Annotated in this window: 23 protein-coding genes and 1 pseudogene; 16 read left to right on the forward strand and 8 right to left on the reverse strand. The window is 63.3% G+C overall.

Features of this window, described 5'->3' with window-relative positions; all coding sequences use genetic code 11:
• Positions 1-6 precede the first annotated feature (6 nt).
• From phnL to ACPPVP_RS16055, 4 genes are read left to right on the forward strand one after another with little or no spacing between them, the layout of a single operon-like run.
• Positions 7-705 (forward strand): phosphonate C-P lyase system protein PhnL, encoded by a 699-nt coding sequence (gene phnL / locus ACPPVP_RS16040; RefSeq protein WP_426535891.1) that lies wholly within the window; start codon positions 7-9, stop codon positions 703-705.
• A gap of 14 nt (positions 706-719) precedes the next feature.
• Positions 720-1,871 carry an alpha-D-ribose 1-methylphosphonate 5-triphosphate diphosphatase gene (locus ACPPVP_RS16045; RefSeq protein ID WP_426535892.1) on the forward strand — a complete coding sequence of 384 codons (1,152 nt, stop codon included), beginning with the start codon at positions 720-722 and terminating at the stop codon, positions 1,869-1,871.
• A complete protein-coding gene (gene phnN, locus ACPPVP_RS16050; RefSeq protein WP_426535894.1) occupies positions 1,868-2,467 on the forward strand; it encodes a phosphonate metabolism protein/1,5-bisphosphokinase (PRPP-forming) PhnN in 600 nt (199 codons plus the stop codon). The genes ACPPVP_RS16045 and phnN overlap by 4 nt, the downstream gene beginning before the upstream one ends.
• Before the next feature lie 13 nt (positions 2,468-2,480).
• Complete coding sequence (locus ACPPVP_RS16055; RefSeq protein ID WP_426535896.1) at positions 2,481-3,092, forward strand: pyridoxamine 5'-phosphate oxidase family protein; 612 nt, start codon at positions 2,481-2,483, stop codon at positions 3,090-3,092.
• 38 nt (positions 3,093-3,130) lie between these two features.
• Here the strand turns inward: ACPPVP_RS16055 and ACPPVP_RS16060 are convergent, their stop codons facing one another.
• Positions 3,131-4,018 carry a LysR family transcriptional regulator gene (locus ACPPVP_RS16060; RefSeq protein WP_426535898.1) on the reverse strand — a complete coding sequence of 296 codons (888 nt, stop codon included), beginning with the start codon at positions 4,016-4,018 and terminating at the stop codon, positions 3,131-3,133.
• Between the two features lie 104 nt (positions 4,019-4,122).
• Between ACPPVP_RS16060 and ACPPVP_RS16065 the strand changes: the two genes are divergently transcribed.
• From ACPPVP_RS16065 to ACPPVP_RS16105, 9 genes and pseudogenes are all read left to right on the forward strand, one after another.
• Positions 4,123-5,553, forward strand: coding sequence for an amidase (locus ACPPVP_RS16065; RefSeq protein ID WP_426535900.1), 1,431 nt, complete (start codon positions 4,123-4,125; stop codon positions 5,551-5,553).
• A gap of 50 nt (positions 5,554-5,603) precedes the next feature.
• Positions 5,604-6,554 (forward strand): ABC transporter permease, encoded by a 951-nt coding sequence (locus ACPPVP_RS16070; protein WP_426535902.1) that lies wholly within the window; start codon positions 5,604-5,606, stop codon positions 6,552-6,554.
• A complete protein-coding gene (locus tag ACPPVP_RS16075) occupies positions 6,551-7,447 on the forward strand; it encodes an ABC transporter permease (protein ID WP_426535904.1) in 897 nt (298 codons plus the stop codon). The genes ACPPVP_RS16070 and ACPPVP_RS16075 overlap by 4 nt, the downstream gene beginning before the upstream one ends.
• A 2-nt stretch (positions 7,448-7,449) precedes the next feature.
• Complete coding sequence (locus tag ACPPVP_RS16080) at positions 7,450-8,463, forward strand: ABC transporter ATP-binding protein (RefSeq protein ID WP_426535906.1); 1,014 nt, start codon at positions 7,450-7,452, stop codon at positions 8,461-8,463.
• Positions 8,464-8,465: 2 nt separating this feature from the next.
• Positions 8,466-9,491 (forward strand): ABC transporter ATP-binding protein, encoded by a 1,026-nt coding sequence (locus ACPPVP_RS16085; protein WP_426537878.1) that lies wholly within the window; start codon positions 8,466-8,468, stop codon positions 9,489-9,491.
• A gap of 51 nt (positions 9,492-9,542) precedes the next feature.
• A pseudogene (locus tag ACPPVP_RS16090) lies at positions 9,543-11,038 on the forward strand (ABC transporter substrate-binding protein).
• 807 nt (positions 11,039-11,845) lie between these two features.
• Positions 11,846-11,926, forward strand: a complete 81-nt coding sequence (pqqA, locus tag ACPPVP_RS16095) for a pyrroloquinoline quinone precursor peptide PqqA (protein ID WP_108512900.1) — start codon at positions 11,846-11,848, stop codon at positions 11,924-11,926.
• Between the two features lie 289 nt (positions 11,927-12,215).
• Positions 12,216-13,088, forward strand: a complete 873-nt coding sequence (locus tag ACPPVP_RS16100; RefSeq protein ID WP_426535908.1) for a hypothetical protein — start codon at positions 12,216-12,218, stop codon at positions 13,086-13,088.
• A 134-nt stretch (positions 13,089-13,222) separates the two neighbouring features.
• A complete protein-coding gene (locus tag ACPPVP_RS16105) occupies positions 13,223-13,459 on the forward strand; it encodes a hypothetical protein (protein ID WP_426535910.1) in 237 nt (78 codons plus the stop codon).
• 21 nt (positions 13,460-13,480) lie between these two features.
• On the opposite strand, the gene ACPPVP_RS16110 is transcribed toward ACPPVP_RS16105, so the two are convergent.
• From ACPPVP_RS16110 to ACPPVP_RS16130, 5 genes are read right to left on the reverse strand one after another with little or no spacing between them, the layout of a single operon-like run.
• The gene (locus ACPPVP_RS16110; protein ID WP_426535912.1) at positions 13,481-13,825 is read right to left on the reverse strand and encodes a hypothetical protein; all 345 of its coding nucleotides are present in this window, start codon (positions 13,823-13,825) and stop codon (positions 13,481-13,483) included.
• Positions 13,826-13,860: 35 nt separating this feature from the next.
• Complete coding sequence (locus ACPPVP_RS16115) at positions 13,861-14,655, reverse strand: pentapeptide repeat-containing protein (protein WP_426535914.1); 795 nt, start codon at positions 14,653-14,655, stop codon at positions 13,861-13,863.
• 47 nt (positions 14,656-14,702) lie between these two features.
• Positions 14,703-15,431: an ABC transporter ATP-binding protein gene (locus ACPPVP_RS16120; RefSeq protein ID WP_426535916.1), complete on the reverse strand. Its 729-nt coding sequence runs from the start codon at positions 15,429-15,431 to the stop codon at positions 14,703-14,705.
• Positions 15,421-16,158, reverse strand: coding sequence for an ABC transporter permease (locus ACPPVP_RS16125; protein WP_426535918.1), 738 nt, complete (start codon positions 16,156-16,158; stop codon positions 15,421-15,423). The genes ACPPVP_RS16120 and ACPPVP_RS16125 overlap by 11 nt, the downstream gene beginning before the upstream one ends.
• Before the next feature lies 1 nt (position 16,159).
• Positions 16,160-17,134: an ABC transporter substrate-binding protein gene (locus ACPPVP_RS16130; protein WP_426535920.1), complete on the reverse strand. Its 975-nt coding sequence runs from the start codon at positions 17,132-17,134 to the stop codon at positions 16,160-16,162.
• A gap of 85 nt (positions 17,135-17,219) precedes the next feature.
• On the opposite strand from ACPPVP_RS16130, the gene ACPPVP_RS16135 reads away from it, so the two are divergent.
• Complete coding sequence (locus ACPPVP_RS16135) at positions 17,220-17,579, forward strand: hypothetical protein (RefSeq protein ID WP_426535922.1); 360 nt, start codon at positions 17,220-17,222, stop codon at positions 17,577-17,579.
• Positions 17,580-17,599: 20 nt separating this feature from the next.
• Here ACPPVP_RS16135 and ACPPVP_RS16140 read toward each other — a convergent pair whose 3' ends face one another.
• Together ACPPVP_RS16140 and ACPPVP_RS16145 are read right to left on the reverse strand one after the other, a co-directional pair.
• Entirely contained in the window at positions 17,600-18,418 is an 819-nt protein-coding gene (locus ACPPVP_RS16140; protein ID WP_426535924.1) for a quinoprotein dehydrogenase-associated SoxYZ-like carrier, read from the reverse strand.
• Positions 18,419-18,472: 54 nt separating this feature from the next.
• On the reverse strand, positions 18,473-19,396 hold the full coding sequence (locus ACPPVP_RS16145; protein WP_426535926.1) for a quinoprotein relay system zinc metallohydrolase 2: 924 nt from the start codon (positions 19,394-19,396) through the stop codon (positions 18,473-18,475).
• Between the two features lie 236 nt (positions 19,397-19,632).
• Here ACPPVP_RS16145 and ACPPVP_RS16150 point away from each other — a divergent pair, with 236 nt between their 5' ends.
• Together ACPPVP_RS16150 and ACPPVP_RS16155 are read left to right on the forward strand one after the other, a co-directional pair.
• Complete coding sequence (locus ACPPVP_RS16150; protein WP_426535928.1) at positions 19,633-20,517, forward strand: substrate-binding domain-containing protein; 885 nt, start codon at positions 19,633-19,635, stop codon at positions 20,515-20,517.
• A complete protein-coding gene (locus tag ACPPVP_RS16155; protein WP_426535930.1) occupies positions 20,514-21,086 on the forward strand; it encodes a PQQ-dependent catabolism-associated CXXCW motif protein in 573 nt (190 codons plus the stop codon). Before ACPPVP_RS16150 ends, ACPPVP_RS16155 begins: the two co-directional genes overlap by 4 nt.
• Positions 21,087-21,116 lie beyond the last annotated feature (30 nt).

Below are 21,116 nucleotides of genomic sequence, written 5' to 3' on the forward strand. Positions count from 1 at the left end.
GCACCAATGACTGCGATGATCGACATCACCAATGCCGAAAAGACTTTTACGATGCATCTGCAGGGCGGCATCGAGCTGCCCGTGGTGCGCGGCGTTTCGTTCCAGGTCGAGCCGGGCGAATGCGTGGTGCTGTCGGGCCCGTCAGGCGCCGGCAAATCCTCGATCCTGAAAATGATCTTCGGCAATTACCGATGTGATGGCGGCCGAATCGGCATCAGGCATCAGGGTGCGCTGATTGATCTTGCCACCGCCGAGCCACGGCAGGTACTCAGCGTGCGCCGCTCCACCATCGGCTATGTCAGTCAATTCCTGCGCGCGGTGCCGCGGGTCGCCACGATCGATGTCGTCGCCGAGCCCTTGATTGCGAACGGATCAGCGCGCGTGGAAGCCCGCGAGCAGGCGGGCGCGCTGCTGCGCCGCCTCAACATTCCCGAGCGGTTGTGGGCGCTGCCGCCGTCGACGTTCTCCGGCGGCGAACAGCAGCGGGTCAACATCGCGCACGGTTTCATCTCCGACCTGCCGATCCTGTTGTTGGATGAACCGACCGCCTCGCTCGACGCGGCCAATCGCGGGGTTGTCGTTGAGTTGATCGAAGAGAAGAAGCGTCAGGGCGTCGCGATGGTAGCGATCGTCCATGACGATGAAATACGCCATTTGATCGCCGACCGTATCGTCGATGTGACGTCGTTTGCCGCCGCCGCTTGAAGGAAGAATGTGAGATGACAAGGCAAGAGACCATCCTCGGCAACGCTCGCATCGTGCTGGCCGATCGCGTGATCGAGCGCGGCTGGGTCGCTTTCGCCGATGGCCGCATCGCCGAATTTGGCGAGGGCGATGCGCCCACAGGCAGCGAAGACGCCGGCGGCGATCTGATCATGCCGGGCCTGATCGAACTGCACACCGACCATCTCGAAATGCATTATGTGCCGCGCCCAAAGGTGTTCTGGGATCCAATCGCGGCGGTGGTCTCCTACGACGGGCAGTTGGCCACCTCGGGCATCACTACCGTGCTGGATTCGCTGCGGGTCTGGCGCGAGGATGGCGCCGAGGAGGTTGACGGCAGAGCAGGCGTGCTCGCGGAAGCGATCACATCCGCGCGCGACGCCAACCTGCTTCGCGCCGATCACTTCCTGCACCTGCGTTGCGAAATCCCGATGCCGAGCGTGGTCGAGGAAGCCAGGGAGTTGGTCGACCGGCCGGACGTGCGGCTGATGTCGCTGATGGACCACACGCCAGGCCAGCGTCAGTTCCGCGACGAGGTCAAGCTGCGCGACTATTATCGCGGCAAGGGCGGCGGCAAGACCGACGCCGAGCTCGACGCGCTGTTCGAGAAGCGCTTCCGCTATCAGAAGACGTATGCCGCGGCCAACATGCGCGAAATCGTGGCGCTTGCGCATCAATATGAAATCCCGCTCGCCAGCCACGACGACACCACCGAGGAAAATGTCGCTGACGCGATCCAGGATCGCGTTTCGGTGGCGGAATTCCCGACCACGATGGAAGCCGCGCGCGGGCTGCACCGGGCCGGCATCGGCATCCTGATGGGGGCGCCGAACGTGGTCAGAGGCGGATCGCATTCCGGCAACATCGCCGCTATCGATCTCGCCCGCGAGGGGCTGCTGGATATCCTGTCTTCCGACTACATCCCCTCGAGTCTGCTGATGGCCGCGCTGCAATTGCCGCAGCATGTCCCGGCGATCGACCTGGCCGCCGCTGTCCGCACCGTCACCAAGACGCCGGCCGAAGCGGTAGGCCTTGCGGACCGTGGCGAGATCGCAGCCGGCAAGCGCGCCGATCTGATCCGGGTGCATGTCGCCCGGAACATTCCGGTGGTGCGCAGCGTCTGGCGGGAAGGGCGGCGGGTGGCATGACGGAGACGCTGACGACTACAACGGCAGATCAGGCCGCCGCAATCGGTCCGGGCCGGTTGGTGCTCGTGGTCGGCCCAAGCGGCGCCGGCAAGGATACGCTGCTCGACCTTGCCAGGGCAGCCTGTGCCGATGACGGCAACGTCGTATTTCCACGCCGGGTGATTACGCGTGAAGCGTCGGCATCGGAAGAAAACGAAGAGGTCAGCATCAGCTCGTTTCAGGCGGCTTTGACGCGTGGCGACTATGCCATCCATTGGGGGGCGCACGGCCACTGCTACGGGCTATCGCGCGCGATCGACGATGAAATCCGCGCCGGGCGAACCATCGTCGCCAACGTATCGCGCACCGTGATTGGCGCCATGCGCCGCGCTTATGCCGACGTGGCGGTGGTGTTGATCACGGCACCGCCAAACGTTCTGGCCGAACGGATTGCGATGCGCGCACGAAGCAGCGACGGCATGGTCGAAAACCGTCTGCGCCGCACGGTCGATGACGCCGCGGCTACGCCTGACGTGACGATCGTCAACATCAGTAGCGCCGAATACCACGCTCGCCAACTCGTCCGCATCATCAAAGGCGAGAAGTGGGACGATTGAAAGGAGACCGGAAATGACCGTTGTCGCGACCATCGAGCAGCTCGAGGCCATCTACGGCTTTCCCAACGATGCCTCGACGGTCAAGGTCGCGGACAGGGTCACGCCGGCCTATCGGGCGCTGATGGACAAGTCGCCGTTCGCGGCGCTGGCGACCTGCGGACCGGAGGGGCTGGACTGCTCGCCGCGCGGCGACCTGCCGGGCTTCGTTCGCATCCACGACGAGAAGACGCTGATGATGCCGGACCGCCGCGGCAACAACCGCTGCGATTCGCTGCGCAACATCGTGCGCGATTCCCGGGTGGCGCTGTTGTTTCTCATTCCGGGCTCCGGCAGCACGCTGCGCATCAACGGCCGCGCCCATGTCTCGGCCGATCCGGAACTGCTGGCATCGTTCAAGATGGAGGGCAAGGCGCCGCGCACCGTCATCGTCATGGCGGTGGAGGAGGTCTACTTCCAGTGCGCGCGTGCCATCGTGCGCTCCGATCTCTGGAATCCCGACAAGCGCGTTGACCCCAGGAGCCTGCCGACGCCCGGCCAGATCCTTGCGGAGATGAGCGACAACACGGTCGGTGGCGAGAAATACGATCGCGAATGGCCGGAGCGCGCGCGGCAGACGATGTGGTGATGCGCTGATATCGCATCGCGATCCGGCGGCCGATGGTGTCAGGCGTTGCGGATCACTTTTTCCGCGCATTTGAGAAAATTCCGGACCAGCGGATTGAGCGAATCTCTCCGCCAGCAGACCGCCACGTCGATGGCGTCGTCGGCGTCGAGGAAGGGCCTGAACACCACGCCGGTCGGGCATCCGAGCTGGGCGCAGGCGGGAAGGACCGCCATGCCCTCGCCGGCAAGGACGAGGCTGAGCGCCGAGTGCGCCGTCTCGACCCGGTTCGCGACCGGCATGCTGACCTGATGCCGCCGGAGCAGCGACATCACGACGGAGTTCGCTGGATCCTCGGCCGGCCCGGGCAAACTTATCAGCGGGCGGCCCTGCAGCTTTCGCACCGGCACGGCCGCCGCGCGCGCCAGTTGCGAACCGGCCGGCATGGCCAGCATCAATCGCTGCTTTCCGATCGTGGAGACCTCGATCTCGCTGTGCCGAATGGCGGGCATGCACAGCGCGACCGTCACGCTGTGATCCAATAGCCGCGCCTCACGCGTCGATGCGCTCAGTTCGATGAACTCCAGATCGACCTTGGGGAGGGTCCTTCGAAGTTCCGGAACGAGCCTCGGCAACACGGCGTGGGCCAGCACGAACATGTAACCGACCGACAATCTTCCCCGGCGCCCCGCAGCCACCGCGCGGGCGGCCTCAAAACCCTCAGCCGTCAGGGCCAGCGCTTCACGCGCGCGCGACAGCAGGGCGCGGCCGGCCGCCGTCGGCTCCATTCCCCGCGTGCCGCGGCGAAACAGCGGGGTTCCAACTTCCGATTCCAATTTGCGGATCTGGACCGACAATGGCGGCTGCGCCATGCGCAGGCGGACGGCGGCCCGGCCAACGCTACGTTCTTCTGCTACGGCAACGAAATAGCGGAGACGCCTGAGGTCCATTTTTGCTATACCGAACTCGTATGGGTGCGTTGTGCGATGGTATTGGACGGAAAGTCAATCTGAATGTCATCTTTGCGTCATTCGACCCAGGGGACTTTAGCGCGATGAGCGAAGAACTGTGCTTGCTGCCTGCGACCGAGCTCCGCGCGCGGATCGTGCGCAAGGATGTTTCACCGGTCGAAATTACGCGTGCCGTTCTTGCGCGCGCCGAGCGAATGCAGCCCGAATTGAACTGCTTCATCACGCTGTGCGGCGATGAGGCGATGGCCGAGGCGAAAAAGGCGGAGCATGAGGTCGTGGCCGGGGGGCCGCTCGGCCTGCTTCACGGCATTCCGTTCACCGTGAAAGATATCGTCAACACCAAGGGGGTGCGAACCACCTTCGGCGCGGTCCCCTACAAGGACAACGTGCCTGACCATGATGCGGTCGCCGTGGCGCGAATGCGGGCAGCGGGTGCCATCCTCATAGGCAAGACCACGACGCCCGAGTTCGGCACCAAGTGCCTGACGGATTCGCCGTTGTTCGGCCGCACGCGCAATGCCTGGAGTGGCGCGCGCTCGAGCGGTGGTTCGAGCGGGGGAGCGGCGGTAGCGGTAGCCAGCGGCATTGCGCCGCTCGCCATCGCGACCGATGGCGGCGGCTCGACGCGAATTCCGGCAGCCTGCAACGGCGTTGTCGGGCTGAAGCAAAGCAACGGCGTTATTCCCCACAGTCAAGTGCAGGACGCGTTCGGCAACCAGACCTATGTGACGCCGATGACGCGCACCGTCGCGGACACCGCCTTGATGATGCAGGCGATGTCGGGGGAAGACGCTTCCGATCCGTGGTCGATCGGATTGCCGCAATGGAAGTTTGTCGAGGGATCGGCGCCAAACGGCGATCTGCGCGGGCGCAGGATTGCATTCTGCCTCGCGCCGCTCGGCCGGCCGGTTGCGGCCAGCGTCGTTGCGGCATTCAAGGTCGCGCTTGCCAGGCTGGAGGCCCTCGGGGCCGAAGTCGAGGAAATGTCCGGCGACGGATTTGAGGTGGAGCCGATCTGGCGCGCCATCAATCACACCGCGTGGCGCGCGCGGTTCGAGAAGCTTGCGGCCGATCATGGCGACGTGCTGAGCGAAACCTTCATGAAGCAACTGGCGCTGGCCACCAAGGTCAGCGGTGTTGACTATCAGCGGGCGATGTTTGACCGTACGGCGCTGTTCCGGCGGGTTCAGACATTGCTGCAGAAGGTCGATATTCTCGCGATGCCAACCATCACCCGGTCAGCGCTTCCGATCGACCAGGATCTGTTCGGCACGATAGAAATCGACGGGCGGGTATTCAGCGACGTGCGGCCGAGCTGGTTTCCCTGGACCATGCCGTTCAACATGACCGGTCATCCCGCCGTCAGTCTGCCCTGCGGTTTCGATGCGGAGGGCCTTCCGATCGGCATCCAGCTGGTTGGGCAATTCCGTGGCGACGTCGAATTGCTGCGCGTCAGCGCGCTGTTTGAGGCCTCGCAAGATCTTCTCGGCCGCTGGCCGAGTTTGAACAGCTAAGCGAAAATGCGGCTGCCACCACATCTGGCTGCTAACAAGGGAATCGGGACTTGAGCGTCTTCATTTTCCGCCGCTTTCTGACGCTGATAGCGACGCTGGTCGGCGCGTCGCTGATCATCTTCCTTGTTCTGGATGCCTTGCCCGGCAACGCCGCACAGATGCTGATGGGCGCGGATGCCTCGCCTGATGCGGTCCGGGCGCTGATGGTCAAGCTTGGGCTGGATCAGCCGCTGCACTATCGCTACGTGCATTGGATCAAGGGCCTGCTGACGGGCGATCTCGGCAACAGTTATGCCTACGGCACGCCTGTTGCCGGATTGATTGCGGAGCGTCTGGTGCTGACAATTCCGTTGGCGATCATGTCGATGTCCATGACGGTCGTGCTGGCCCTGTCGGCCGGCATCTATACGGCGGCAAACCACAACAAGCTCGGCGATGTCGGCGTGATGTCGCTGACGCAGTTCGGCATAGCGCTTCCCAACTTCTGGTTCGCCATCCTGCTGATCCTGCTGTTCTCGGTGAAGCTGCAATGGCTTTCGGCCGGTGGATTTGTGGGCTGGGACGAAAGCATCATCGCCGGGATCAAGTCGCTGCTGTTGCCCGCGATCTCGCTATCGGTGGTGCAGGCGGCGATCCTCGCACGCGTCACGCGCTCGGCGGTGCTTGAGGTGCTGCGCGAGGATTTCGTGCGCACCGCGCGCGCCAAGGGCTTGAGCAAGCGCGACGTATTGTGGCGGCACGTGCTGCGCAATGCGATGATCCCGGTCATGACCGTGATGGGCCTGCAATTCGCCAATCTGCTGGCGGGTACGATCGTGATCGAGAACGTGTTCTATCTGCCGGGGCTCGGCCGGCTGATCTTCCAGTCGATCGCCAATCGCGACCTGATCGTGGTGCGCAACTCCGTGATGCTGCTGGCGGCCGTGGTGGTCATCGTCAACTTCGTGGTCGACGTGCTCTATGCGTTCATCGACCCGCGCATCAAGGTACACAACCTATGAGCACCCCGCTGAGCGCCTCGGTCGAGGTTGCGGCCGCCACCGCGCGTCCACGGCCTGCGAACGGGTTCTGGCGCCGCGCGCTGCGCCATCGCAGCTTCGTTGCGGGCGGTACGCTCAGCCTGATGGTGCTCTGCGCCGCCTTGCTGTCGCTGGTCTGGACGCCGTGGTCGGCCTATGAGATCGACGTGGCCGCCAAGCTGCGGCCACCATCGGCGGCACACTGGCTTGGCACCGACGTGCTCGGCCGCGATATCGTCTCGTTGCTGCTGGTCGGCGCACGCTCCACGATCATGGTCGGCGTCATCGCCGTCGGCATCGGCCTTACTTTCGGGGTGTGTCTCGGGCTGATCGCCTCCGCGCGCAAGGGCTGGACCGAAGAGCTCATCATGCGGATGAGCGACTTCACCTTCGCATTTCCCGCGGTGCTCTCGGCCATCATGCTGGCGGCCGTCGCGGGTCCTGGCATGGTGACCTCGATCATCGCCATCGGCATCTTCCAGATTCCAACCCTCGTCCGGCTCACCCGCGGATCGGCCAATGCGATCTGGGCGCGGGAGTTCGTGCTGGCCGCGCGCGCCTCCGGCAAGGGCGGCTTCCGCATCACCATCGAGCACGTGCTGCCGAACGTCCTGCCGATCCTGATCGTGCAGGGGACGATCCAGTTCGCACTGGCAATCCTGGCCGAAGCGGCGCTGTCCTATCTCGGGCTCGGCACGCAGCCGCCGCAGCCGTCCTGGGGCCGCATGCTGAATGACGCGCAGACGCTGCTGTTTCAGTCGCCAATGCTCGCGGTCTATCCGGGCGCTGCGATCGCCGTCGCCGTGCTTGGGCTCAATTTGCTCGGCGACGGGTTGCGCGATCTGCTCGATCCCCGGCTGGCGCGGGAGCGTTGAACATGAACGGGTCCTCTAACGTGCCTTTGATTGAAGTCAGGGATCTCGGCGTCCGGCTCAACACCAGCCGCGGCCCCGCCCAGGCCGTTCGCGGCGTCAGTTTCTCGCTGAAGCGCGGTGAGACCCTCGGTCTTGTCGGTGAATCCGGCTGCGGCAAATCCGTCACCGCGCTCGCGCTGATGGGCCTGCTGCCCGACAGCGCCGTCATCAGCGGCAGCATCCGCCTCGACGGCAGCGAACTGGTGGGTCTGTCGGATACGAATTACTGCAAGCTGCGCGGCAATCGCATCAGCATGATTTTTCAGGAGCCGATGACCGCGCTCAATCCGATGCATACGATCGGCCATCAGGTGGCCGAGCCGTTGCGGCGTCACACCAACTGCTCGGCGGCAGAGGCGCGCCAGGAAGCCATCGCCTTGCTCGACCGTGTCGGGCTTCCCGATGCGGTGAAACGTGTCGATGCCTATCCGCACCAGTTTTCCGGCGGCCAGCGCCAGCGCGTCACCATTGCCATGGCGCTGGCCTGCCAGCCTGACGTGCTGATTGCCGATGAGCCGACCACGGCGCTCGATGTCACCATCCAGGGACAAATCCTCGATCTGATCGCGGACCTCGTCGCTGAGCGTGGCATGTCGATGATTCTGATCTCGCATGATCTCGGCGTCATCGCCGAGAATGTGCAGCGGATGATGGTGATGTATGGCGGCACCGTCGTCGAGAGCGGCGCGACGAATGCCGTATTCACGCGGATGGGACATCCCTATACCCAGGGCCTGTTTCGGGCTCGCCCGCGCCTTGGTGCGCGGAAGGGCACAAGGCTGCAGACCATTGCCGGTACCGTGCCGGAGCTTGCCGATCTGCCCCCGGGGTGCACCTTTGCCGACCGCTGCGCGATCGTCGAAGATCGTTGTCGTGTGGCGTTGCCGGTCCCGGTGGATGTCGGCGCCGGCCATGGCGTGCGCTGCGTCAGGACGGATGTTTCAATGGCCGAGGCAGTCGGAGCATTGGGCGCATGACCATGCTTGAGCCAACGCCGCCACCCGTCGAGCAGCCGCTGCTCGATGTCAAGGATCTGGCGCAGCGCTACACACTGCCGCGCGAAAGCATGTTCAAGCCAGGGGGACAGGTGCATGCGCTCAACGGCGTCACCGCGCAGGTGATGGCCGGCCGAAGTCTCGGCGTGGTCGGCGAGTCCGGATCGGGCAAGTCGACCTTCGCGCGCCTGGTGATGGCGCTGGAGCAGCCGTCGTCGGGCTCGGTGTCGCTGATGGGCCGCGACCTGCATCGGATGCCGGCTGACGAGTTGCGCCGCGCCCGACGCGATTTCCAGATGGTGTTTCAGGATCCTTATGGCTCGCTGGACCCGCGACAGACCGTTGCGCGGATCGTCGCGGAGCCTTTGACCGCGCTCGGCCGCATGGATCGCGCTACGCTGCGTCAGCGCGTTGCCGGCGTGCTGCGGCAGGTCGGGTTGCGCGACGCCGACATGGACAAGTTCCCGCATGAATTCTCCGGCGGCCAGCGCCAGCGCATCGCGATTGCGCGGGCGCTGATCACCCAGCCAAAACTGATTGTCGCCGACGAACCGGTCAGCGCACTCGACGTCTCCGTGCAGGCGCAGGTGCTCAATCTCCTGCAGGACCTGCAGGATCAGTTCGGGCTGAGCTACATCCTGATCAGCCACGATCTCGCTGTCGTGGACTATCTCTGCGACGAGATCGCGGTGATGTATCTCGGCCGGATCGTCGAGCAGGGGAGCCCTGAAGATCTGTTCGCCCGTTGCGCCCATCCCTATATGCGGGCGTTGCTCGAGGCCGTGCCGCGCGTCCGCGCCGGCGGGGTACGCCGCCGCCGCGGCGCCCAGTCGATCGCGTCCCAATCGACCGGCGCGACAGGATGCGCCTACGCATCGCGCTGTCCACTGGCCGACCAGCATTGCCGCGACACCGCGCCGGCGCTGCGTAACGTTGGCCCAGCGCACCTTGCCGCATGCCACCACGCCGAGGCTGTGATGGCGTTGCCGCCGGTCGCGGCGGAGGGTTAGCGTTTTACGGGGTACTGCACTAGATTGTCCGGGATATGTCGGGGAGGAAATATGCTGAAGAAACTGACCGTTGTCGCGGTGGCCGCCGCGTTCGCCGCAATGCCGCTGCCGAGCCTGGCGCAGGGCAAGAAGGACAGCGTCGTGATGGGCATGACGCTGGAGCCGCCGGGACTCGATCCCACCAATGCAGCGGCTGCGGCAATCGCCGAGGTCACGCTCTATAACCTCTATGAGACGTTGACCAAGATCAACGAGGACGGTTCGGTATCGCCCTTGCTCGCCGAGAGTTGGCAGGCGTCGGCCGACCTCAAGACCTACACGTTCAAGCTCCGCAAGGGCGTTAAATTCCACAACGGCGAGCCGTTCGATTCCGCGGCGGTGAAGTTCTCCTTTGAGCGCAACGCGGCGCCGACCAGCACCAACAAGGACAAGAGCCTGTACCAGGCCTTTGAATCAGTCACCGCCCCCGATGCGGAGACGGTCGTCGTCGCGGTGAAATATTCCGAACCGAACCTGCCGTTCCTGCTCGGTCAGGCAAGCGGCTCGATCGTCGAGCCGAAGAGCGCGCCGACCAATGCGACGCAGCCGGTCGGTACCGGACCCTATACGCTCGGCGCCTGGGCCAAGGGATCGTCGATCACCCTGAACAAATGGCCGGAGTATCGCAACGCCGCCGCGATCAAGCTTGCCAAGGTGACGATCCGCTTCATCGGCGATCCGGCCGCACAGGTCGCGGCGCTGCTGTCGGGCGACGTCGATGCGTACCCGCGCGTTGCCGCGGCGCGCAGCCTGGCGCAGTTCAAGGCCGATCCGCGCTTCAATGTGCTGATCGGCGGCTCCAGGGCCAAGACCATCGTTGGCATCAACGAACGGAAGAAGCCGCTCGACGATGTGCGGGTTCGCCGCGCCATTCTCGCTGCCATCGATCGCAGGCGATGATCGACGGCGCCGTCGATGGCTTTGGTGCGCCGATCGGCAGCTTCTATACGCCGGGATCGCTGGGCTATGTCGACACCACAGGCATCAATCCCTACGACCCCGAAAAGGCCAAGAAACTGCTCGCGGAAGCCGGCGTGAAGACGCCGCTTGAGCTCAGCCTCAAGCTGCCGCCGCCGCCTTACGCGCGGCAGGGCGGTGAAATCCTCGCAGCCCAGCTCGCCAAGGTCGGCATCATCGCCAAGATCGAAAACGTGGAATGGGCGCAGTGGCTGTCGCAGGTGTTTGCCGGCAACGGACCGCACAATTTCGATCTCACCATCGTCTCGCATGTCGAGCCGTTCGATCTCGTGAAGATAACCGAGTCCGACTATTACCTCGGCTATAACAACGAGGCCTTCAACGCGCTCTACCAGCAGATCAGGGCAACGCCGGGCGAGGCCGAGCGCGCCAAGCTGCTCGGCGACGCACAGCGCATGCTGGCGACCGACGCGGTCGCCGGTTTCCTGTTTCAGCCGCAATGGATCACCATTGCGAGCAAGAAGCTGAAGGGCGTGTGGAAGGAAGTCCCGCAATTCGAGAACGACTTCTCCGCCTGGGCTTGGGATTAAGCGCCTGGGATTAGCTGCGACGATCCGCCTTGTGCGACCGTGCCGTTGCACCGTCATCGCTGATCGGTCATCCCGACGGAATGTGAGAGCAGGCGCTGGATCGCGGCCTGTTCCCGCGCTTGTCGATCGGCACATTGCAATTGTCGATCCGCTGTTCGTCCATCCACTTCCTGCCCATGCGTTCTTTTCCGGTTAGTGATGGGCCGTTAGTGGGCATGGCGGTCGCGGCGTTTGGCGCGGTTTGGTCAGGCTGCCTGTCCTGCGCGAATGCCGTCGATGCCAAGCCCACCGCAAAAACAAAACTGATCAACCTTCGGTGAATTGGTTCCATAGGCTGTCCTCAAAAAACTCGGACGTCAGATTAAACATGGCGAGATTCACGTCGCCACCCGAAACCTGCGGACAATGGCTCGGGAAAGGCGCTCAGCACGTCGTGGGCGCTTCACGAGAGTAGGAGAGGCGGATGAGAAGGATTGCTGAGACGTGAAGCTGAGGCAGTGTCGGATTGGTCGGCGCTTCGGCGAGCGCGGCTGCGACCGCCGGAGGTCTCCGTCTGCGACGGACGGTTGCGGAAGGCACACCGGCATTCACGAACCGTAACCGAAGCGACTCATGCGTCGATCGGTCGCTTTCGTTCGCTCGCCTTGTCCAAGAGCGAAGTGGCTTTGACCAAGAGGGAAGTTACCGGCGTTAGATGTGTCGGTATGCCGTCAACATTGGATGTTCCGTGCTTGCGCTACGTTCGAGGTCAACCTAGTTTCGATGCCGGTACGAAAGTCGTGCCAACACTGCTTGGGAGAAACCCTGATGAGTTGGAAAACTCCGAAGATTGTGGAAGTGCCGGTGGGCATGGAAATCAACATGTACGCCTGCGCGGCGCGTCAATAGACGCGTCGAAACGGTCTGCCCGGCTCCGGCAACACCTTGTTGCTGCGGGCCGGGCAAGCTGTACGATTCCCCAGGAAAGTTCTCCAGCGCCAAGCGAGAGCAGGGCGCAGATCCTGCCAAAGCGGACAGAGCCCCGTAGATGGTCGTCGGAAGGCGATCCAGTCCCGATTCTTCTCTCTCCCACCTATCCACACGTTCCCATGGCTCGCCGCCGGTCCCCGCATCATGCTAGGGTATAACTCCGGCCGACTCCTATGGACTTACCCGTTCAACCCCCGTGACCTGCTGAATGCGAATACCGCCGCATGCAAAGACGTTTCAGGCGGCGGTGGTGTCTCTTGCAGCACTGCTGCCGGCCTGCGTCCATGCCGAGGGCATCGATACCGAGCATCTGTTCGGCTTCATGATCGGCGCCGATGTCGGCAATGTCGGCGAACGGGAGTTTCAAAGCGAGACGACCGGACGCTTTGGCAAGAACGGCGGCCGTTACCGCGCCTTCGGCCAGGAGTTCGAACTGGAGTTCGTCCCTGTCCAGAATTTTCGTATCGAAATCGGAAGCACGTTTGCGTCACACCTGATCAGTGGCGTGCCGGGTCTTGACGACCAGCGCCGGCTATCGTGGCAGGGCGGGTCAGTCGATCTGCGCTACCGCTTTCTGGATCGGGAAACGGCCCCATTCGGGCTCACTTTCGCGACAGAAGTGCACGCGCATCGGGTCGATGAGACGACGGCTGAAGCGGTCAGGAGTTTCGGGACGGAGTTCAGGCTGGCGTTCGACCGTGAGATCGTGCCGAACCGCGTCATCGCGGCGTTCAACCTGATCTACGAGCCGGAGTGGACGCGCGTTGTCGGCAGCGGCGTAATGGAGCGGGAATCCACTGCAGGGGCGGCGCTTGGGTTGATGGCGCAGCTGCGCCCCGATTTCCTGTTCGGCGGTGAGGCGCGTTACTTGCGGAAATATGAGGGGACCGGCCTGGAGGAATTGGCAGGACAGGCGCTGTTTGTCGGTCCGACCGCGTATTTCCAATTATCTAAACGCTCGCGGCTGACCGCAAGCTGGAGCGTTCAGGCGTGGGGGCGACCGGCGGGGTCAACTGCCAGCCTTGACCTCGTCAATTTCGAACGCCATCAGGCCCGGCTGGTATTTGGCGTTAATTTTTAGGGCTGGCGGCGACGCCTGGAGCCGGCGGGGCGCGCGAGCCGGTTCCGGCTTTTCACGGGGTAGTGAAACTTCAGGCCATCCGTTCCCGTAGCTTTTTGCGTTACTATTCGGGAGTAATTCGAAGGATATCAGGCATGACTGCGATAGATTTGATCGTGACCGTCTGTGCGGTGCTATCACCGACCACCTGTGAGGAAACCCATCTGGTGTTTTCCTCGGACGTTTCGTTACGGCAGTGCGTCATGGCTGCGCAGCCCTACATCGCGCAGTGGGTTGGCGAACATCCGAAATGGACCGCGGTCAAATGGCGTTGCGAATATCCGCGGAACAACCAAAAGGCCTCGGGTGAGGAAGTGTCGTCGGCGGGCTGACCAATCGTCTGCCGGTGCCGGCTACTTGTTGCAGTCTTTCAAATCCTTGTCCGCGATCGAAAACACGGCGTCGGGCTTGATTTCGATGCCGCGCACAAAGCAATGTTTTGCGCCGCGGTAGCCGACCTTGGCGTCATAGCGTCCCGGCTCCACGCCCGTGATGCGCAGGCGTTCGTCGTGGTCGACTTCCTTGTCCTTGTCGTTCAGGGTCTGGTTGGGCCCCCAGTCGGTCTTTCCAGTCGGGGAGAGCTGAAACTCCGAAATGGTCGCGGTGGTCAGATTCCACAATCGGATGCCTTTTCCCTGCGCGGCCACTTCATTGGCGCTCGCTGACAAGAGGGCCACCAAAGCCAGGGTCCATCGCATCGGGTCATCCTTTCATCGCGGAGTGTTCAGAGCCGTCATTGCTTGATCAGACGGTCTCGATTTTTGGCTTTGTCAAAATTTCTTGCCCGGTCGAGGCCGACTGGGGCGATCAACCGGGCTGAATCAAGATCGGCACCATCGAAATCGGTATCGATGACGGTGATACCGGTCAAGTCGGCTCCTCCGAGTTGGGCTCCCTTGAGAGAAGCGTCCGTGAGGTCACCGCCCTTCAGTACGGCAAATTCGAGATCGACACGCGACAGGTCGGCGCCGCGTGCGTTCACCCCTTCCAGATTGGCGGATTTCAGGACTGTGCGCATCAGGCCCATCGACTGGTTACGCATGTCGGCGCCCAAATTCGCTTCCGCGATCGAAGCGCCGACGAGGCTCGCGCCGGTGAGATCGGCGGCGATGCGTGCGCCTGAGAGATCTGCGCCGTCGAGGCGGGCGCGAACCATTTGCGCGGCGAACAGCTTTGCACCCCTAAGGCTTGCGCCGGTCAGGTCCGCCTCGAGCAGCCATGCCTGGTCGAGAATGGCACGGTCCAGTCTGGCGCCGGCGAGCTTTGTCTTGTTGAGCCGTGCCGCGCGGAAAATCGCGCCGGACAAATTGAGCCCGGAGAGGTCCAGGCCGGACAATCTCTTTCCGGTAAAATCGGCTGGTGCGGCGGTGGTCGCCGCAGCGAGCGCGGCCTCGACGTCTGCGCGGGTCATTTCGGCCGAGACCATGTCGGGTGACGACAGGTCGATGTGACGCATCATGTCCTGCGCCGTCGCCGTCATGGTCGCAAGAACAAGACCGAGCGCTGCTGTTCCGATCGAGCGTTTCATCGTCAACCTCGCCGCTGACGCATCCTAGCACCGGCCCCAAGCACTGCCTATGCGCTTTCCCGCGCGGGGGGATCGCCGTTGATCCGACGCATGACGTCCAGCTTGATTGCGGCGATCTCGGCGTCTCCGCGCGCGCCGCGCGGTGTTCGGATCGGCAGCTCGGCGAGAAGGCGGGCCGGGCGGGGCGACAGCAGGAACAGGCGGTCGCCGAGACGAACCGCATCGTCCACGTCATGGGTAACCAGCAGCGTTATCATGGAGCGGTTGTCCATCAACATGGCAATCTGATCGCGCATACGGGCGGCGAGGGCGGCATCGAGCGAGGCCAGCGGTTCGTCGAGAATGAGGAACGCCGGCTCGACGGCGAACGCTCGCGCAAGCGCGACGCGCCGGGCCAGACCAAGCGATAGTTCGCCGGGAAAATGATTGCGATGCGCGTTCAATTCCAGAATCTCGAATAGCGCGGAAAGCTTCGCTTCATCGGCCAGGGGCGCCACAAGTCGCACATTTTCTTCGACCGACCGCCAGGGCAGCAGCCGCGGTTCCTGAAACACGAAGCCGATCGGCGCGTCGGCGGGACGCGCGATGCGTCCTTGAAAGTCCGGCTCGAGACCGGAGAGAATCCTGAGTATCGTGCTCTTGCCGCAGCCGGACGGACCAACCAGGACGCCTACTTCTCCGGCATCAAGGGCAAAGGCGACGCCGGCGATCACGTCGTGCTGTTCGCCCGCAGCGTTCCTGAACGTCTTGCTGGTGATATCGACCTCAAGCCGCACGGGGACGCCACCGGGATAACCGGGCCTCAAATGGCTGCACCAGCAAGGTTTCAATGAGGAGCACGACCGCCGCGAAACTCAGCGAATAAGCAAGCAATCGCGGAATGTCGAACAGCTGGAACGCCACGCCGATCTCGAAACCAACCCCGTTCGGACGTCCGAGTAATTCCGCAACCAGGACGATCTTCCAGACCAGGGAAAGGCCTGATCGCGCGGCGGCTGCGATATAGGGCGATAGTTGCGGCAAAATGACGTGCCGGAATTTCTTCCAGCGCGGCAGCGCAAATACGGTCGCCATTTCGTCGAGCGCCGCGTCGAGGGCACGCGCGCCTTCGCGCAGTGTAACGACAGCAGTCGGGAGCTTGTTGATGGCGATTGCCGCAATGGCGGCGACTTCAGTCAAACCAGCCCAGATGTAGGCGAGCACGATGACCACGAGCGCCGGCAGATTGAGCAGCAGGATCAGCCAGGGGTCGCCAAGCCGGTCGGCAAGCCGTACCCGGCCCATCAGGTATCCAATCGCGGCGCCCAGCGACATCGCCAGTGTGAAGGCGAGCGCAACGCGCGCCAATGTCACGCCGAGATGAAAAAACAAGTCACCTGACCTGGCTTCCGCGATCATGGCCGTGAGCACGGTGGGAGGAGGTGGCAGCTTCGCGTCACCGGCAAGCAGCGAGCCGATCCACCAGGTGGCGAGCAGCACGGCGAATGACAGCAGGCGCGGCACCTCAGCCTCCCGGGATCGCGCGATAGAATGTCCCGGGATCAAGTTCAGGCGCCGGTCCGACAAGTTCGCGGCCGCCGATTTCGGCCAGCACGCGGTAGAGAATACGCGCGTCGGCTTCTTCGTCCGCGACCGGGCGACGCGGAATTCCCTCCCGATAGCGATCACGATAGGCACGCAACGTTGCGGCGTCGGGAGTGCCGGTGAGCGGCGCAATTTTCTCCCACTCCGCATCCGAGGTCGACAAGATCTCTTTCGCGGCGCGGGTCATGGCGATGAAGCGGGCAATTTTGTCCTGGTTTGCGCTCGCCCATTTTTCGTCGAAGACGTAGCCGATCATCGCGGTAGGGCCTTTGGCGCCGAGTTTCGGCAGCAGGTCCTCGATGCCGGCGACGCGGCGAAAACCCTTCGCTTCCAGTCCGGCGCAAAAATTCCAGTAGTTCAAGGTCGCATCCATCTCCCCGCTGAGCGTTTTCGCCGCCAGCAGCGGCGGCGCGCCGTAAGCGATTGTCGCCTCCGACTTCAGGTCGATGCCGCCCTGCTTCAACCACGCCAGCAGCAACAGCCAGCTCTTGTCGATCGGGCCACCCGCAACGGCGAGCTTGCGGCCCTTGAGATCGGCCAGGGTCTTTATCGATGATGTGGCAGGCACCATCACGGCACCGAGCGCGCTCGAGTACGGGTAGAATGTCAACTTGGCGCCGAGCCCGCGTTCGCGGGATACCCAAAGCCAGTCGGTGACCACAACGTCGGCGTTGCCGGCGCGAAGCGCGATCTTGCCCGCCTCGGGGCTCGCCAGTTCGAGAACCTCAACCGAAAGGTTGGCCTTCTTGTCGAGGTCGTGCGCACGGATCACCGCAAGTTCCCAGGCGAATGTCCCGGTCTTTTGCACCGCAACGCGCAGAACCTCGGCGTTGCAGCACGTGCCGAGCGCGACTGAAACAGCCGTAGCTAGCAGCATGCGAATAAAAAGTTTCATTTCCCTTGAGCCGTTTCCTCGAACGTGTGCTTTTCAGCGCGCCAGTCATAGCATAGCTTCCACGATTAACAGCGGGAGGAAGACGATGGCGCTTGTCGGATCGGTACGACGTATTGTCGCCGCGTTCATGGCGTTGATGACGATGTCAGTTGCCACGCACGCCGAGGACGTCAACGACTATCCGACATCGGCGCGGGTTGAATACGTGTTTGGTTGCCTGAAGGCGAATGGCGAGACGCGGCAGGCGATCGAGCAATGCTCCTGTTCGGTCGACGTCGTCGCTTCGCTCGTGCCCTATGCGCGCTATGTCACAGCCGAAACCGTGCTCAGCATGTCGCAGGTCCGGGGAAATCTGGGTGGGCAGTTCCGCACATCAGAACAGGCGTCAAGCGCGCTCAACGAGCTCAGGCGAGCCCAGGCCGAAGCGGAAGTGCGCTGCTTCTGAGGTCTGGCACGCGGCTCGGATCACATCCCGGAATCGTCGATCTGCCATTCGCGCTGGAAGACGTGTCCTTCGGTATCCCTGGCCTCGGCGCGGAAGCGCTTGGCGCCGTTCGACACGTAGGTGAACCTGATATTGGGATCTTCCGAAATCGAAATGCCGCCTTCCATGGTCAACACCACGCCGTCGTCCTGCCAAATCCGCAGTTCATTGACGAAGAATGCCGGGACATACAATTGCGTGACCTGGTCCATCTGCAGGCCGGAATTGTTGGGATGCCCGATCATGATCTGGGCCTCGCGCGCGCCGCTGGTAGGACCTTCGCCGGCTTTTGCGAACTGCCGGTAGCGCATCTGGCCGAGCCTGTCTTTGGCTTCGTCGGCGTTCTTGGCGGCCGGCGCCGAGCAGCCACCGGACGCCTTCACATAGGTCTTGACCATGTAAAGTTTGCCGTCGCTGAGTTCGGCCACCGCATGAACATCGGTGTAATTGTTGACGCGGACGCGGGTGGAGATTTCCGACACCTTGGCGTCCGGTCCGAGCTGGAATTTGGCCGCCATCGGCGCGGGATTCTGGTCGATGACCAGCGTGATGCTCCGCACCTGTCTGGTGTCACCCGACGGCAGCTTCGTTCGCAGGGTCACCGGCACGATGGCGGCATCCTCGGCGCGGACGGGCATTTCGACCGATATCACATCGCTGCCATCGTTCATCGGACGGTTGTTGAAGATGTCCTGAACCAGGCCGGGCCACGGGTCATTCGCCTCTGCCGCAAGCGCCAGCGGCGCGCCGAACAGGAACAAGCCAGCGACGGCGAACAGGCGGAGAAGAGATCCAGGCATGCGCCACCTTCGTTGGGATGGAAGCAACGAACGCAATATAGGGCAATGCGCGCGCTATTCCCATTCAATTTCCGAAAATGCTGCGGTTGCGTTGCGGGTGTTGAAGTCGTCGAACAATTCCCATCGGGGTCGCTCGGAGCCCGCGGCAGTGCCCGCCGCCGTGATCGGCTTGCCGCTTTTGACGAGCCCACGTACGTCCGAGGCCAGGGTTTGGAGATAGCGGCGCTCGTCGGCGAGGGCGGCCGGCCATTCGCTCACAGGGCCGTGACCGGGAACCACGCGTTGCGCGGGCAGGGCGCTGAGCTCGCCGAGTGCGGTGAGCCAGCCGCGGATGCTGCCGTCCAGCACCGGCGTGTGGGCCAGAAACACCAGATCGCCCGCAAACAGGGTTCCGGTTTTTTCGTCGAGCACGGTCAAATCGCAATCGCTATGGGCTGCGGGCCACGCCCGCAACGCGAGGGTTCGCGCGCCGAGATCCAGCCTGAGCGTGCCGCTGACGAGCAGCGTTGGCGGCACGATGCTGACCTCGTCGATCACCTGGTCGCCCATGGTCCGGCGAAATGCATCGAGATAGAATTGTCCGCGCGCGGCCAGCGCACGCGGCAGGTTGGCGTGGCCGACAAAAATCGTCCCGCCCTGCACGAAAGCGCCATTGCCGAATACGTGATCGGGATGTCCATGCGTATTGATGACGTAGCGGATCGGCTTGCCGGTCCTGGCGCGAATGGCTGCCATCAATTGTCGTCCCTCGCGGAGACTGCCACCCGTATCGATCACGGCGACCGCATCCTCTCCAACGATGAAACCGACATTGGCAATCGCGCCGTCGTTCTCGCGCGTCATCTGCGCGGTTTGGCCGTTGTGCACGAATACGCCATCCGCAACGGAACTGACGGGCAACTCCCGTTGCTGCGCGCGCAAGGCTGTCGCCGAAGCGAGCATCGCGAGCGCGGCCAGGATCAATGTGGCACGAGCCATGTTTTGGCCTCCGTCCAACCACGAAGTGCTATCGGAAATTCCATGCTTCATCGCGGTTCGGTTTGCGTCGCAGCACGGGCGACGAGTCCGCCATGGGGGATTATTCCTGTTGCAGGCTCCAATTGACAAGCTTAGCATTTTGCTCGTCTGCGGCTTCGACGGAACTTCGCTGGTCCGGGTTGCCGATATTTTTCGAAGTTGGCAACCATGGTGGGCCGGAAGTGCAGCAGCTTTTGATGACATATGCCGGGCAGAAGCGCTGGCTGGCGATTTCGATCCTGGCGATCTTCGCTGTGCTCGGCGGGCGCGATGCCGCACGCGCACAGATCAATGAAACCGGCGATCTGTCGATCGAGCTCGTCGATCCCAAGGTGCTGCGCGTTTGCGCCGATCCGCACAATCTGCCGTTCTCCAACGAAAAGGGCGAGGGATTCGAGAACAAGCTCGCTGAACTGTTCGCCGAGAAGCTGAACAAGAAGCTGGACTATATGTATTTCCCGCAAGCGACCGGCTTCGTCCGAATGACGCTCGGCGCCCATCGTTGCGACGTCATCATGGGCTTCCCGCAGGGCGACGACCTGGTTCAGGGCACCAATCCCTATTACCGCACCGCCTATGCGCTGGTCGCCAAGCCGGGCAGCGGCCTCGAAGACGTCGCGACGCTGGAAGACGAGCGCCTGAAAGGCAAGCATATCGGCATCGTGGCCGGCACGCCGCCCGGCACGAACATGGCGGTCAACGGCCTGATGGCGAACGCCAAGCCATATCAGTTGATGGTCGATACCCGCCTGGACTCGTCCGGAGAGGCCATGATCGCCGACCTGGTGTCGGGCCAGATCGACGCCGGCATTCTGTGGGGACCGATGGCGGGCTATTATGCGAAGAAGGCAAACCCGCAGCTTCACGTGACGCCTCTGGTGAAGGAAAAGACCGGCCCGCGACTGGCGTTTCGTATCGGCATGGGGGTGCGGGGAGCTGACCAGAACTGGAAGCGGCAGCTCAACCGCCTGATCCAGGAGAACCAGCCCGCGATCAACAAGATACTGCTCGACTACGGCGTTCCCTTGCTCGACGAGAATGACCGGCCGATCGGCGCGGAGACGGCAACGAAAGTGCAATGAAAACGCTCGCAGGCCTGATCCTTGCGGCGTTCACATTCACTGTCTCCACATCGGCGCAGGAAAGGCCTCCCGAGCCGGCCGGGTATCGCATGGAAGACTACCGTGCGCCGGTTCCCGCGACCCTCGCCGGCGCGCGTGTTCTTGCGACCGCCGAGGCCGAGGCGATCTGGCGGGCCAAGTCGGGCGTGTTCATCGACGTGATGCCTCGCGCACCCAAGCCGCCAAATCTTCCGCAAGGCACGGTCTGGCGCGACAAGCCACGGCTCAATATTCTCGGCAGCATGTGGCTGCCGGACACCGGCTACGGAAAGCTCGCGGCCGCGACGGAAGACTATCTGCGGCGCGGGCTCGTCCGCGCGACAGCCGGCGACACGACCGCGCTGGTGGTGGTTTACTGCCAGGCCGATTGTTGGATGTCCTGGAACGCGGCAAAGCGAATCCTGACCTACGGCTACGCCAATGTCGCGTGGTACCCCGACGGAACGGACGGCTGGGAACGGGCCGGTCTGGCTCTGACGGAATCGCAGCCGGAACCGCGGGCGGGTGAGGCGGGGGCGCCCCCGCATTAGGGCGGGACACAAAATATCGAAAACAACCCC

The sequence above is a fragment of the Bradyrhizobium sp. McL0615 genome, from assembly GCF_049993905.1.
In the GTDB taxonomy this organism is placed as follows: domain Bacteria; phylum Pseudomonadota; class Alphaproteobacteria; order Rhizobiales; family Xanthobacteraceae; genus Bradyrhizobium.

Excerpts from the sequence above, each read along its gene's own strand:
- ACPPVP_RS16145 (WP_426535926.1), bottom strand. The coding sequence starts at position 19,396 with ATGGCTCGTGCCACATTGATCCTGGCCGCGCTCGCGATGCTCGCTTCG.
- ACPPVP_RS16080 (WP_426535906.1), top strand. The coding sequence starts at position 7,450 with ATGAACGGGTCCTCTAACGTGCCTTTGATTGAAGTCAGGGATCTCGGC.
- ACPPVP_RS16140 (WP_426535924.1), bottom strand. The coding sequence starts at position 18,418 with ATGCCTGGATCTCTTCTCCGCCTGTTCGCCGTCGCTGGCTTGTTCCTG.
- ACPPVP_RS16110 (WP_426535912.1), bottom strand. The coding sequence starts at position 13,825 with ATGCGATGGACCCTGGCTTTGGTGGCCCTCTTGTCAGCGAGCGCCAAT.
- phnL (WP_426535891.1), top strand. The coding sequence starts at position 7 with ATGACTGCGATGATCGACATCACCAATGCCGAAAAGACTTTTACGATG.
- phnN (WP_426535894.1), top strand. The coding sequence starts at position 1,868 with ATGACGGAGACGCTGACGACTACAACGGCAGATCAGGCCGCCGCAATC.
- ACPPVP_RS16055 (WP_426535896.1), top strand. The coding sequence starts at position 2,481 with ATGACCGTTGTCGCGACCATCGAGCAGCTCGAGGCCATCTACGGCTTT.
- ACPPVP_RS16150 (WP_426535928.1), top strand. The coding sequence starts at position 19,633 with ATGACATATGCCGGGCAGAAGCGCTGGCTGGCGATTTCGATCCTGGCG.
- pqqA (WP_108512900.1), top strand. The coding sequence starts at position 11,846 with ATGAGTTGGAAAACTCCGAAGATTGTGGAAGTGCCGGTGGGCATGGAA.
- ACPPVP_RS16075 (WP_426535904.1), top strand. The coding sequence starts at position 6,551 with ATGAGCACCCCGCTGAGCGCCTCGGTCGAGGTTGCGGCCGCCACCGCG.
- ACPPVP_RS16105 (WP_426535910.1), top strand. The coding sequence starts at position 13,223 with ATGACTGCGATAGATTTGATCGTGACCGTCTGTGCGGTGCTATCACCG.
- ACPPVP_RS16115 (WP_426535914.1), bottom strand. The coding sequence starts at position 14,655 with ATGAAACGCTCGATCGGAACAGCAGCGCTCGGTCTTGTTCTTGCGACC.
- ACPPVP_RS16060 (WP_426535898.1), bottom strand. The coding sequence starts at position 4,018 with ATGGACCTCAGGCGTCTCCGCTATTTCGTTGCCGTAGCAGAAGAACGT.
- ACPPVP_RS16155 (WP_426535930.1), top strand. The coding sequence starts at position 20,514 with ATGAAAACGCTCGCAGGCCTGATCCTTGCGGCGTTCACATTCACTGTC.
- ACPPVP_RS16085 (WP_426537878.1), top strand. The coding sequence starts at position 8,466 with ATGCTTGAGCCAACGCCGCCACCCGTCGAGCAGCCGCTGCTCGATGTC.
- ACPPVP_RS16135 (WP_426535922.1), top strand. The coding sequence starts at position 17,220 with ATGGCGCTTGTCGGATCGGTACGACGTATTGTCGCCGCGTTCATGGCG.
- ACPPVP_RS16045 (WP_426535892.1), top strand. The coding sequence starts at position 720 with ATGACAAGGCAAGAGACCATCCTCGGCAACGCTCGCATCGTGCTGGCC.
- ACPPVP_RS16100 (WP_426535908.1), top strand. The coding sequence starts at position 12,216 with ATGCGAATACCGCCGCATGCAAAGACGTTTCAGGCGGCGGTGGTGTCT.
- ACPPVP_RS16065 (WP_426535900.1), top strand. The coding sequence starts at position 4,123 with ATGAGCGAAGAACTGTGCTTGCTGCCTGCGACCGAGCTCCGCGCGCGG.
- ACPPVP_RS16130 (WP_426535920.1), bottom strand. The coding sequence starts at position 17,134 with ATGAAACTTTTTATTCGCATGCTGCTAGCTACGGCTGTTTCAGTCGCG.